This is a genomic window from Pengzhenrongella sp. (assembly GCF_036565025.1).
Lineage (GTDB): Bacteria > Actinomycetota > Actinomycetes > Actinomycetales > Cellulomonadaceae > Pengzhenrongella.
In genome coordinates, this window is record NZ_DATCNW010000171.1 from 17393 (window position 1) to 28541 (window position 11149).

Annotated in this window: 15 protein-coding genes and 1 pseudogene; 8 read left to right on the forward strand and 8 right to left on the reverse strand. The window is 69.4% G+C overall.

The genetic code is table 11. The annotated features are described in order from the left end of the window. Window positions 1-16: 16 nt before the first annotated feature. Window positions 17-469, reverse strand: a complete 453-nt coding sequence (locus VIM26_RS09875) for a hypothetical protein (RefSeq protein ID WP_331950638.1) — start codon at window positions 467-469, stop codon at window positions 17-19. A gap of 208 nt (window positions 470-677) precedes the next feature. Continuing rightward, complete coding sequence (locus VIM26_RS09880) at window positions 678-1388, reverse strand: flavodoxin family protein (RefSeq protein WP_331950640.1); 711 nt, start codon at window positions 1386-1388, stop codon at window positions 678-680. Between the two features lie 242 nt (window positions 1389-1630). Between VIM26_RS09880 and VIM26_RS09885 the strand changes: the two genes are divergently transcribed. Both VIM26_RS09885 and VIM26_RS09890 read left to right on the forward strand, forming a co-directional pair. Next, window positions 1631-2311, forward strand: coding sequence for a response regulator transcription factor (locus VIM26_RS09885; RefSeq protein ID WP_331950642.1), 681 nt, complete (start codon window positions 1631-1633; stop codon window positions 2309-2311). Then, window positions 2308-3417 (forward strand): HAMP domain-containing sensor histidine kinase, encoded by a 1110-nt coding sequence (locus tag VIM26_RS09890; protein WP_331950644.1) that lies wholly within the window; start codon window positions 2308-2310, stop codon window positions 3415-3417. Before VIM26_RS09885 ends, VIM26_RS09890 begins: the two co-directional genes overlap by 4 nt. Window positions 3418-3491: 74 nt before the next feature. On the opposite strand, the gene VIM26_RS09895 is transcribed toward VIM26_RS09890, so the two are convergent. Next, the gene (locus VIM26_RS09895; RefSeq protein WP_331950645.1) at window positions 3492-3953 is read right to left on the reverse strand and encodes an SRPBCC family protein; all 462 of its coding nucleotides are present in this window, start codon (window positions 3951-3953) and stop codon (window positions 3492-3494) included. Window positions 3954-4055: 102 nt separating this feature from the next. Beyond that, on the reverse strand, window positions 4056-5045 hold the full coding sequence (locus VIM26_RS09900) for a beta-propeller fold lactonase family protein (protein WP_331950646.1): 990 nt from the start codon (window positions 5043-5045) through the stop codon (window positions 4056-4058). A 364-nt stretch (window positions 5046-5409) separates the two neighbouring features. Here VIM26_RS09900 and VIM26_RS09905 point away from each other — a divergent pair, with 364 nt between their 5' ends. Continuing rightward, window positions 5410-5859 carry a VOC family protein gene (locus VIM26_RS09905; protein ID WP_331950648.1) on the forward strand — a complete coding sequence of 150 codons (450 nt, stop codon included), beginning with the start codon at window positions 5410-5412 and terminating at the stop codon, window positions 5857-5859. Here the strand turns inward: VIM26_RS09905 and VIM26_RS09910 are convergent. Beyond that, window positions 5850-6122 carry a Txe/YoeB family addiction module toxin gene (locus VIM26_RS09910; RefSeq protein WP_331950650.1) on the reverse strand — a complete coding sequence of 91 codons (273 nt, stop codon included), beginning with the start codon at window positions 6120-6122 and terminating at the stop codon, window positions 5850-5852. The two genes, VIM26_RS09905 and VIM26_RS09910, sit on opposite strands and share 10 nt — an antisense overlap. Continuing rightward, a complete protein-coding gene (locus VIM26_RS09915) occupies window positions 6119-6418 on the reverse strand; it encodes a type II toxin-antitoxin system prevent-host-death family antitoxin (protein ID WP_331950652.1) in 300 nt (99 codons plus the stop codon). Before VIM26_RS09915 ends, VIM26_RS09910 begins: the two co-directional genes overlap by 4 nt. A gap of 247 nt (window positions 6419-6665) precedes the next feature. Here VIM26_RS09915 and VIM26_RS09920 point away from each other — a divergent pair, with 247 nt between their 5' ends. From VIM26_RS09920 to VIM26_RS09935, 4 genes and pseudogenes are all read left to right on the forward strand, one after another. After that, window positions 6666-7511, forward strand: a complete 846-nt coding sequence (locus tag VIM26_RS09920; RefSeq protein ID WP_331950654.1) for an aldo/keto reductase — start codon at window positions 6666-6668, stop codon at window positions 7509-7511. A 40-nt stretch (window positions 7512-7551) separates the two neighbouring features. Continuing rightward, a pseudogene (locus VIM26_RS09925) lies at window positions 7552-7602 on the forward strand (hypothetical protein); the annotation flags it as partial. A 199-nt stretch (window positions 7603-7801) separates the two neighbouring features. After that, window positions 7802-7987 carry a hypothetical protein gene (locus VIM26_RS09930; protein ID WP_331950662.1) on the forward strand — a complete coding sequence of 62 codons (186 nt, stop codon included), beginning with the start codon at window positions 7802-7804 and terminating at the stop codon, window positions 7985-7987. Between the two features lie 5 nt (window positions 7988-7992). Beyond that, the gene (locus VIM26_RS09935) at window positions 7993-8826 is read left to right on the forward strand and encodes an SDR family oxidoreductase (RefSeq protein ID WP_331950664.1); all 834 of its coding nucleotides are present in this window, start codon (window positions 7993-7995) and stop codon (window positions 8824-8826) included. A 77-nt stretch (window positions 8827-8903) separates the two neighbouring features. On the opposite strand, the gene VIM26_RS09940 is transcribed toward VIM26_RS09935, so the two are convergent. Continuing rightward, entirely contained in the window at window positions 8904-9602 is a 699-nt protein-coding gene (locus VIM26_RS09940; RefSeq protein ID WP_331950656.1) for a helix-turn-helix domain-containing protein, read from the reverse strand. Between the two features lie 91 nt (window positions 9603-9693). Between VIM26_RS09940 and VIM26_RS09945 the strand changes: the two genes are divergently transcribed. Continuing rightward, the gene (locus tag VIM26_RS09945) at window positions 9694-10368 is read left to right on the forward strand and encodes an SDR family NAD(P)-dependent oxidoreductase (RefSeq protein WP_331950658.1); all 675 of its coding nucleotides are present in this window, start codon (window positions 9694-9696) and stop codon (window positions 10366-10368) included. 259 nt (window positions 10369-10627) lie between these two features. Here VIM26_RS09945 and VIM26_RS09950 read toward each other — a convergent pair. Then, window positions 10628-11149, reverse strand: a 522-nt coding sequence (locus tag VIM26_RS09950) for a DUF222 domain-containing protein (RefSeq protein WP_331950660.1), incomplete at its 5' end; no start/stop codon positions are given.

The window sequence follows — 11149 nt, forward strand, 5'->3', positions numbered from 1 at the left end:
CTCGCCGGTCGTCGCGCTAGGCGTTCGGCGGCAGGGGGATCACCGGGCACTCGAACTGCTTGACGACGCCGAGGTCCACGGCGGTCCCGGCCGCGATGGCGGCACCGATCTCCGCATCCGAGTCGAGCACGCCGTCGTGATCTGCGTCTGCAGAGGCCACCGCCGCGGAATACCCAGCAGGGAAGGAAAGGGCATGCACCTGCCAGCGCCCGCCGTTGTAGTCCCGGTCCCCGGGCGCGGCCGTCGCCACGTTGAGCTGCGCCCCACCGAAGTTGTAGATGAGGTCCCAGGAACCGGCCGGGGCTCCGGTGCGCGTGAGGTCGGTGGGGGTGCCCACCGTCCGGTACAACGATCCGTCCACGTAGAACGCGGGCCCGCTGACGCCGGCCGTCGCGGGCGCGGCCCCCGCGATCATCGCGACCAGCATCCCGCCCACGGCGAGTCCTGTCGTTGTCAGCTTCTTGCTCATGGTTCTCCTCCTGAGGTCCCCGAACCGTCCGGCCGGGTCACTCACCACTCAACGCGACCGGGGCGCGAGCGGCCACGGGTCTGTGGTTACGGCTTCCTTACGGCGGAGCGCGCCTGACGTGGTCTGGCTGGTGTCCAGGGACGGGGCGAGGCCGCGGCACCTGGCAGTCCGCGGGTCCCGCTCGACCGGGACCGTCGGCGAATCGGCCCTATCGGTATTCGGGGTTCGGGTGGTCGAAACGCTCGCCGGCGTCCCAGGCGGAGCGTTCATTGCCGTGGGTAGGGAAGCCGCCGCCGCGCTTGAGGATCGCGGCGAGGTGCATCAGGTTCCACGACATGAAGGTGGTGTTGCGCCGGGTGAACTCGTTCTGCGGGCCGCCGGAGCCTTCGTCGAGGTAGGACGGGCCGGGGCCGGCCTCCCCGATCCAGCCCGCGTCGGCCTGCGGCGGGATGACGTAGCCCAGGTGCTGGAGCGAGTACAGCACGTTCATCGCGACGTGCTTGATGCCGTCCTCGTTCCCGGTCACGATCACCCCGGCCGCGCGCCCGTAGTAGAGGTACTGCCCGGCCGCGTTCAGTTCACCGGACAGGGAGTAGAGGCGCTCGATGACGCGGGTGCACTCGCTCGACTTGTCGCCGAGCCAGATGGGGGTGCCGATCACGAGGATGTCCGCGGCGAGGATTCGGGGTGCCAGCGCGGGCCAGTCGTCGTGGTCCCACCCCTTCTGGGTCATGTCCGGGTAGACCCCGGGGGCGAGGTCGAAGTCGACCGCGCGGATCTCGTCCACCGTGACGCCGTGCGCTCGCATGATCGCGGTGGATTTCGCCATCAAGCCCGCCGTGTTCGAGACCTCGGGCGAGCGCTTGAGCGTGCAGTTGACGAACGCGGCACGAAGATCGGAGAAATCGAGGGGCTCCATCGGGTCGGTCCTCTCACCATAGGGTTCCTGCGAGTCCGAAATGTCCGCCTATGACCGACGACGCTACGCGGTCGGCCCTCAGGTTCGCCATGTGTCGCGGCTCCCCAAGCACCGCCGATGCGGCCCAGATGTGACGAAAGTCTTTCGGGCCGTCCGGGCGCTGCCGAATCGGGGCTCGACGCGCAGGTCCGCTGCGAGAATCCGACTAAGACGTTCGCCCGTCGCAGGGAGAGGATCTACGCGTGGCAGATGTTCTCGTCGTCGACGACGACCACACCGTGCGTGAGGTCGTGGTGTCCTACCTGCGCGCCGGCGGCCATCGGGTGATCGAGGTCGAGGATGGTGAGAGCGCGCTGGCCGCGATGCGTGCGCGGCCGGCGGACCTCGTTGTGCTCGACCTGATGCTGCCGGGCATCGACGGGCTCGAGGTGTGCCGACGGCTGCGGGAGGCCGGCGACGTCCCGGTCATCATGCTGACTGCCCTGGGGGCTGAGACCGACCGGGTCATGGGGCTCGGGCTCGGCGCCGACGACTACGTCACCAAGCCCTTCAGCCCCCGTGAGCTCGTGCTCCGGGTCGACTCCGTGCTGCGAAGAGCCGGACAACGCCCCGACACCGCAGACGTCGTGCTGCACGACGGCGACCTCACGATCGACTCCGCGCAGCACGTCGTCACGCGCGCGGGGGAACGGCTCGCGCTGACGGTCCGCGAGTTCGACCTGCTGCGGTTCCTGATCGCGAACCAGGGTGTCGCGTGGTCGCGGGACGACCTCCTGCGAGACGTCTGGGGCTGGTCGTTCGGCGATCAGTCGACCGTGACCGTGCACGTGCGCAGGCTGCGGGAAAAGGTCGAGAACGACCCGACCCACCCCGTCCGGCTCGTCACGGTCTGGGGTGTCGGCTACCGGTGGGAGGCCCCATGAGCGGTGCCACGCTCGCTGTGATCGCCATCGCCGTGGCGTGGTCGGTCGCCGTCGGGCTCGTCGGGGCGGCCTTGGCATGGACCGTGCGCCGCCGTTCTGTGCGTTGGTCTGCGGCGATCCTCGGACTGGTGGCCGTCGCGGGCATCGCTGCCGGCGTCCTCGGTACCGCCCGCGCGATGTTCCTCTCCGACCACGACTTCGCGGTGGTGATCACGGTGTGCGCCGTCTCGGGGGTCGTTTCCGTCGGCGTCGCCGTCTGGCTCGGTGAGCAGGTCGTGGCGTCGGCGCGGCGGCTGCGCGACGCGGCCATCAACTTCGGGGAGGGCGGGGAGTTCGTCGGCCCGGCGAACGGGCCGCGGGAGTTCGCCGAGATCGCCCGCGAGCTCACCCGCAGCAGCGACCGCCTGCGCTCGTCGGCGGAGCGAGAGCGGCACCTGGAGGAGTCCCGCCGCGAGCTCGTCGCCTGGGTGTCGCACGACCTGCGCACCCCGCTCGCCGGTATCCGGGCGATGGCGGAGGCGCTCGAGGACGGCCTCGCCGACGACCCCGCGCGGTACCGGGCGCAGATGCGGACCGAGGTCGACCGGATGGTCCGCATGGTCGACGATCTCTTCGAGCTGTCCCGCATCCACGCCGGATCCCTCCAGCTCACGCCGCAGACCGTCGCCCTCGGTGACCTCGTCAGCGAGGCGATTGCCTGGGCTGACCCCGTCGCCCGGTCGAAGGGCGTCCGGGTCGGTGGTTCCGTCGACTCCGGTGTGCTGGTCCGGGGCGACCCCGACGCCCTGGCCCGGGTGGTGTCCAACCTGGTGATGAACGCGATCCGACACACGCCGTCCGACGGCGCCGTCGAGATCCACGCCCGCGCCACTCCGGCCGCTGTCGAGCTCGCTGTCACCGACGCCTGCGGGGGAATCCCCGACGCCGACCTCGGTCGAGTCTTCGACGTCGCCTGGCGCGGTGGCCACGCCCGCACGCCGGGCGACGACGTCGGCGCTGGTCTCGGCCTGGCGATCGTCAAGGGCCTCGTCGAGGCGCACCGGGGGACCGTCGCGGTCAGCAACCGGGCGCCCGGCTGCCAGTTCGTCGTCACCATCCCTGCGTAGCGGCGCCGCATGTCCCCGGGATCGTCGTCGGACGAGGTCCCGGATCGAGGCCAGGACACCCGTTGATCGTGTCCTCAAACTCGGTCGGTGACCGGCCCGCCGGCGGCCTCCAGGAGCATCCTCAAGCGCGCGAGGTCCTTGCTCGTTGCGCGACGCACGGCCCGCTCCATGAGCGGGGCCGCCACGCGTGAGAAGCCGCTGGGCTCGCCCCGGTTGCGCAGGGTCATCCGGGTGCCTTCGTCGGATCGCTCCCACGTGTACGTCGTCTCCATCGGGAACGGCCCCTGTGCCGTGCGCATGACCAGACGATGTCTCGGCACGAGTTCGGTGATTTCGTAGGTGTAGACGAGCCGCCGTCCGAGGAACTGTGCCTCGAACTCCATGCGTGCCCCGACTGCGGCCGGCGGCGGGGTCTTCCAGGTCACGGACCTGATGTTGGCGTACCACTCGGTTGCGTTCGTCGGGTCGCCGGCGAACTTCGCGACCACGTCGGGGTCGCGGGCGATCGTCGTCTCGACGAGAACGTCAATTGGCATCGTTCGCCCTCTCTTCACGCCTGGGATCGGCATCGTCACTCGGGCGTTCAGCCATTACCGGTCGCGTTGAACACCTCGACGCTGGGACGACCGAGCCGCTGGTCAGCCTTCGTCCGGCATGGGCATCGTCATCGATGTGTGGTCGTCGTCGGGCGTCCTCGAGGTGCGGAGGTTCAGGTCGATAGTTGGTGCCGCGGCGGGGGCCGGCGGACGCCGGAAGAACGTCACGCCGTTCGGCATGTCGCCCACCGGGATGGTCGCGAGTACGGCGAGGCCGGCGATGTCGACGACCGAGACGGTGTCGTCGTCGACGTTCGTCACCCACGCCCGCGTCCCCGAGGGGTCGACGACGACGCCGTGCGGACCCGAACCCGTACGCACGGTGCCCGTCACCCCCATCGTGGTCGGGTCGATGACCGAGAGGGTGTTTCCGGGCTTGGTCGTGGTGCCCTGGTCCGCAGACAGCAAGGTCTTCCCGTCGGGGGTCAGGAAGAGCTGGACCGGTGCACTGGGAACGTTGACCTTGTCGACGACCGTGCGCGAGCGGAGGTCGACCTTCACCACGGAGGCGGGCTCGGTGATGCTGGCGTAGGCGTACCGGCCGGCGCCGTCCACCGCGACCTGGACGGGGCTCCCCCCGACGGGGACAGCGGCGGTCTCGGTGTCGGTCGCGGGGTTGATGACGTCCAGCGCGTTGGCCTGGGTGTTCGCGACCACGACGACGGATCCGTTCCCCGCAGGGCGCAGACCGTGCGGCATTCCACCGACCTTGATCGTGGCGATGCTCTTCAGCCCGGGCACGCGAAATACCGAGACGGTGCCGTTCCCGGAGTTCGTGACGTACGCCTTGGTGCCGTCGGCGGACTGGATCACGTGGGCGGGGGAGGGACCGCTGGGTCCGACCGCGGACACCGCGTATGTCGTGGTGTCGACGGCGACGACCGTGTTGTCGTGCTCGCTGACCGCGTAGGTGAGTGAGCCGTCCCGACTGGCTTGAACGTTGTGCGGTGCGGCGATTCCGGTCAGGGTCGTCACGACCTTGTTGGCGGCGGCGTCGAGGACCGCGAGGCTGTTGCCCTCCTCGTTCGCCACCCACACCGAGCCTGCGATCACCTTGGGCGTCGGCAGAGCTGCGCGCTCGCGGGAGGGCGCGGGGCTCGCCGCGGAGCAGGCGGCGAGGCCTGTGGTCAGGGCGATCGCGAGGGCTGTGACGATGAGCGGGCGCCTGGTGGGCAGCTTCAGATGTGTACTCCGAGGTGCGGCGAGTCGGGTCAGCGGGCGGGGAACATCGGGGTTGGGTTCGTGCGGGGGTGCGTCATCCCGAGTCTGGGTCTCGAACCCGTGCGGATCGGTGCACGGCTGACGAAGAAACCCTGAAGATTCGCGTCGGTCAGGCGGGTGCGGGCGGCCGGTCCCGGCGGTGCCTGGCGCGGCGTCGTTCGCTACCGTCGAGCGCATGACGATCAGACGCATGGACCACGTCGGCATCGTGGTCGACGACCTCGCGGCCGCGACGGCCTTCTTCGTCGAGCTCGGGCTCAGGCTGACGGGCGAGGCGCCGGTCGAGGGCGGTTGGGTGGACCGCGTGGTCGGGCTCGAGGGCGTCCGGGCGGAGATCGCGATGGTGGAGACCCCCGACGGCCACGGACGGATCGAGCTAACGAGGTTTCACGCCCCGTCGGGCGGGGGCGGCGATCGGCACGCGCCGGCCAACACCCGCGGCCTGCGCCATGTGGCCTTCGCGGTCGACGACCTCGACGCCGCCGTCGCCGGCTTGCGATCGCGCGGCGCGGAGCTCGTCGGCGAGATGGAGCGCTACCAAGACAGCTATCTGCTCTGCTACGTCCGCGGCCCGGAGGGGATCATCGTCGAGCTGGCGGAGGATCTTCGCGGCCTTCAGGCGTAGTGGTAGCGACACGCAGCGATGCGCAGCTCGTCGTCAATGACCTTGTACACCAAGCGGTGTTCGTCCGTGATTCGCCGGGACCAGTAGCCGTGCAGCCCGTGCTTGAGTAGCTCCGGCTTGCCGATTCCTTCGTTCGGTGTCCCCTCGGCCGCACCTCGGGCGATGTCGCGAAGGACCTCGTTGATTCGGCGCAGAGTCTTGCGGTCCTGCGTCTGCCAATACAGATAGTCCTCCCACGCGTCTGCATCCCAGACGAACCTCACTCGTCGCCGGCCTGGAGGCCGTGGAGCCCGGGCGGAAGATCGAGAGGTTCGGCTAGTTCGTGTTCACCGCCGATGCCCGCTTCGAGCCGCTCGATTGCTCTCAATAGGCGGCGGGCATTCGCCGGATTCTGCAGCAGGTACGCGGTCTCCTTCAAGGATTCGTAGTCAGCGAGGGAGACAATCACGACAGGCTCATGGCCTGCGCGAGTAATGATGACCTCTTCGCGGTCTGCGGTGACAGCATCCAGCGTCTGGGCGAAGTGGGCACGTGTCTGGGAGTAGGTGCGGGTCTTCACGGGCAGCCTCCTTGGGGTACAGGAAACTGTACGTCACGCCGAGTCATGTGCGCCGGTTTCGCGCAGCTGGACCAGCGGGCGGCAGCGTCTCCGCCATGCGCTGGCGCGCCGAGGAGACGGTCGCCTGAACAGATGAGGGAGGCCCTGCCAGTGCCTGGCTCGACAGACACTCCCACGCTCGACCGCAGGTGCCTAGCGTGGCAGGCATGAGCACTCCTCTTCTGAAACTGCACACACCGGCGTCGAGATGCCGGCCCTCGGGTTCGGGGTCTTCCAGACGCCTCCGGACGAGACCAGGGCAGCCGTCGAGGCCGCGCTGGCCATCGGCTACCGGCACATCGACACTGCCGCGGCGTACCTCAACGAGCGGGGGGTCGGCGAGGCGATCCGTCGTTCGGGGCTCGACCGTCCGGAGCTTTTCGTCGAGACGAAGGTCTGGATCACCGACTACGGCTACGACCAGACGCTGCACGCGTTCGACAAGAGCGCGGGCAAGCTCGGGATCGACCAGATCGACCTGCTGATCCTGCACCAGGCGCTGCCCGGCGAGTTCGACCTCACCATCGGCGCCCACCAGGCGCTGGAGAGGTTGCTCGCAGACGGCAAGGTCCGCGCGATCGGGGTCAGCAACTTCATGCCCGACCACCTCTCGCGGCTGATGGCGGCCACGTCGGTGGTGCCGGCGGTCAACCAGATCGAGGTGCACCCCTACTTCCGGCAGTCCGAGGTCCTCGCGGCCGACACCCAGCACGGGATCCTGTCCCAGGCGTGGTCACCGATCGGCGGGATCACCTTCTACCGCGACGGCGCCCACGGCAGCACCCTCGGGGACGCGGCGATCAAGGAGATCGCGGCTGCGCACGCCAAGACACCGGCCCAGGTGATGCTGCGCTGGCACCTCCAGCACGGCCGCCAGGCCATCCCGAAGTCGGTCACGCCCTCCCGGATCGCGGAGAACTTCGACATCTTCGACTTCGACCTCAGCGCCGACGAGCTGGCATCCATCGACGCCCTCGACACCGGCGTCCGCGGTGGCCCGGAACCGGAGCAGATCACCCGCGAGAACTTCGGCCGCCAGATTCCCGAGGCCTGAGGAGTGCCCATGCACATCGACCCACCGCGTGGACCCCAACGTGCCGATCGAGGACGTCGCGGGCACCGTCAAGGAGCTGATCGAGCAGGGCAAGGCGCGGCACTTCGGCCTGTCCGAGGCTGGGGTGCAAACGATCCGACGCGCGCACGCTTCGAGAGCGGCGACTTCCGCAACACCGTCCCGCGGTTCGCCGACACCGACGCCCGGCGATCCAACCGGGCGTTCGTCGACCTCGTCACCAGGTCGCGGACCTCAGGGGTGCGACGCCGGCGCAGGTCGCCCTCGCCTGGCTGCTCGCCCAGAAGCCGTGGATCGTCCCGATCCCCGGCACGACGAAGCTGCCCCGGCTCGAGGAGAACCTCGCGGCGGCCGACGTCGCGCTCACCGCCGACGACCTGGGCGAGATCTCCGACGCGCAGATCCAGGCGCAGGGTGGCCGGTACTCCGAGGCGAACGAACGGATGATCGACCGGTGACCGCGATGAAGAACGTCATCGTCGTCATCGGGCCGGGTCAGATCGGTCAGGCGATCGCGCGACGCGTCGGCGTCGGCGAGCACGTTCTGCTGGCCGATCTTCGTCAGGACAACGCAGACGCTGCGGCGGAGGTGCTGGCGAACGCCGGATACGAGGTGAGCGTCGCAACGGTTGACGTGTCCTCTCGCGCGGATGTTCGCGCGCTCGTCAAGACGGCGAGGGATCTGGGTGAGGTCACCGGACTGATCCATGCGGCCGGCGTGTCCCCGTCGCAAGCCTCCCCTTCGACGATCCTCAAGGTCGACCTGTACGGCACGGCGCTCGTCCTCGAGGAGTTCGGCAGCGTCATTTCCCCGGGTGGCGCGGGCGTCGTGATCGCGTCGCAGTCAGGTCACCGCCTGCCGCCGCTCGCCGTCGAGCAGAACCGGGCGTTGGCGACGACGCCCGTCGAGGAGCTGCTCGACCTGCCCTTCCTCGCCCCCGACCAGCTCACGGACTCGCTGCACGCGTATCAGCTCTCCAAGCGCGGAAACTCGCTGCGCGTCATGGCGGAGGCGGTCCGCTGGGGCAAGCGGGGTGCGCGGCTCAACACGATCAGCCCGGGCATCATCATCACCCCGCTGGCCAGGGACGAGCTCACCGGTCCGCGCGGAGCGGGCTATCGGCGCATGATCGAGCTGTCCGCGGTGGGCCGGGCCGGCACTCCGGACGAGGTCGGCACCGTGGGCGCCCTGCTGATGGGTCCGGACGGCGGGTTCATCACCGGCAGCGACATCCTGATGGACGGGGGAGTGACCGCGTTTTACTGGTACGGCGAGCTGGCTCCGGACAAGACGTAGCGGCGGGGGAGCCGCCCCACCTGGGCCGCGGCCGCCGTCGGGAAGGCGGCGCAGATGGGAGTACCCCCATCGCGGGGCTAGCTCCCGCCAGGGGCGGTCCACTCGTGGGTGCGTGCCATGGCGCGATAGAGGTCATCGGACGAGGGAGCCGGTGGCATCGGTGCGACCGGCGCGCCCGGGCTCGCGAAGCCGCGGAGCAGCTGTCCGATGAGGCGGCGCCAGCTGTCGGGGGCGTCGTCCGCGGTTGCCGAGATGACGCCGGCGTTGGCCATCAGCACGAGGATCAGATCTTCGGAGGCGAAGTCCGCACGGAGGTGACTGGTGGCCTTGGCGCGCTCGATGATCTCCAGGAAGCCGTGGTACGCCTCGGCCCGGCGCTCTTCGAGGGCATCGGCCCCGGAGAAGGTGAGCGTGAGGACGCTCGCGAAGCCGCGATCGCGGGCCTGCATCTCGGACACGTCCGTGACGTAGGAGACGAATCCGTGCCAGGGGTCGGCGTCGGCCAGTGCCTTGGCGGTGGCCTCGACGTACGCGTCCATGCGGTCGGCGAAGACGGCGTCGATGAGTTGCTGGGGGGTGGTGAAGTGGCGCGACAGCGTCGCCTTGCCGACTCCGGCCTGACGGGCGACGGCGGCCATGGAGACCCTGAGCCCTTCGCGTGCGTAGAGCACTCGCGCGGCGGCGAGGATGCGTTCGCGGTTGCGTTCGGCGTCTGCCCGCAGGGCCGGCACAGGCCGCTCGGGGTGCGTGCCGCTGGTTGTCTCCGCCGTGTCCATGACCTCATCGTACTAAGTGGAACTGTCGATCCGTTTTTGTATTAGCGTAGACGAAACGGATCGACCGTTCCATTTAACGAGAGGCAAGACCATGCCAACACTCGCCATCGTCGGAGCCGGCCCCGCGCTGGGGCTCGCGATCGCACGGACCTTCGGCTCGCACGGCTACGACGTCGCGCTGATCGCGCGGAACCAGGAGAAGCTCGAGGGACTGATCGGTGAGCTCGCCGCGGACGGGATCACCGCGGCCGCGTTCACAGCGGATGTGCTTGACCGGCCCGCGCTCACCCAGGCGCTGGGTAAGGCGGCCGCGCACGTCGGGGGTATCGATGTGCTTGAGCACACGCCCGGGGGAACGGCCGCGGACACGAAGCTGACGCTGCCGTCGGAGACGTCCCCGGAGGACATGCAGGCGCAGATCGAGTTCCAGCTCTACGGCGCCATCACCGCGACCCAGGCCGTCCTGCCCGCCATGAAGGAGGCGGGTGCCGGCACGCTGCTGTTCACCACCCGCGCCGGCTCCGTCGACCCGGTCCCCATGGTCGGCAACGTCAACGCCGCGGCGGCGGCGCTGCGGAACTGGGCGATCAACCTGAACAAGGAGCTGGCGAGGACCGGCGTCTACGCCGTTCACGTCGGCATCGATGTGTCCATCAACCAGTCGGTCACTCCTGGGTTCCCGGTCGCGCCGGCCGAGGACATCGCGACGGCGTACTGGGACCTGCACACCAAGCGCGAGGACGGCGAGTTCATCTTCTCGCTGTGACGGTCGCCATGATTTCGTTCTGGTAGTGACCGAGCGGTGTGGCGCGCCCCGCCAAATCCGTCAGGGCACAGGGCCGAGACGGATTCGCTCGAGTTCGCCATTCTGGCGCGAGTTCGCCGGTTCCGTCAAAACGGCGAACTCGCCTGAGAATGGCGAACTCGGCGGCTCACTCGGGATGCTCCGATGAAGAACGCATGACTCGCGATGGGCGGTCTTGCCGGATGCACTCGGCCGGCGATGTCGGCCGGCCATTCTTCGATCAGAACGGCGGCGGGTCGTCCGCTTCCGATTTCTGCTCCGGCTTCACCTTGGGCGTGGCCTTGGGTTCCAGGTCGAGCCCGGGTTCGGGCTCGACCTGCGGCAGGTGCTCGTGTCCGGGCGGAGGCGGGGAGTTGTAGGCATAGGTGTGCCCGGTGGGCGTGGTCCAGGTGATCGTGCCGTCCTCGGCGCGGTCGTACGTCCAGCCGGCGTGGGTCTTGAGCAGGTGATCCCTTCGACACGCTGGGGAAATGTTCTCTGTGGACGTGGCTCCGCCGGTGCCGTCGGGGTTGAACGGCACCCGGTGATCAAGGTCGCAGTTGCGCGCGGCGGCGTTGCAGATCGGGGACACGCAGTACGGGTCCCGGGCGCGGATGATCTCCGCGAGGTCCTCTGGCGGGCGGTACCGGGTCTTGCCCACGTCCAGCACGGTGCCGGTCTGCGGATCGGTGACCAGCCGCCGCCAGGTCCCGCTCGCGGCGAGCCGCCGGGCGGTCTGGGCGGTGATCGCGCCGTACCCGGC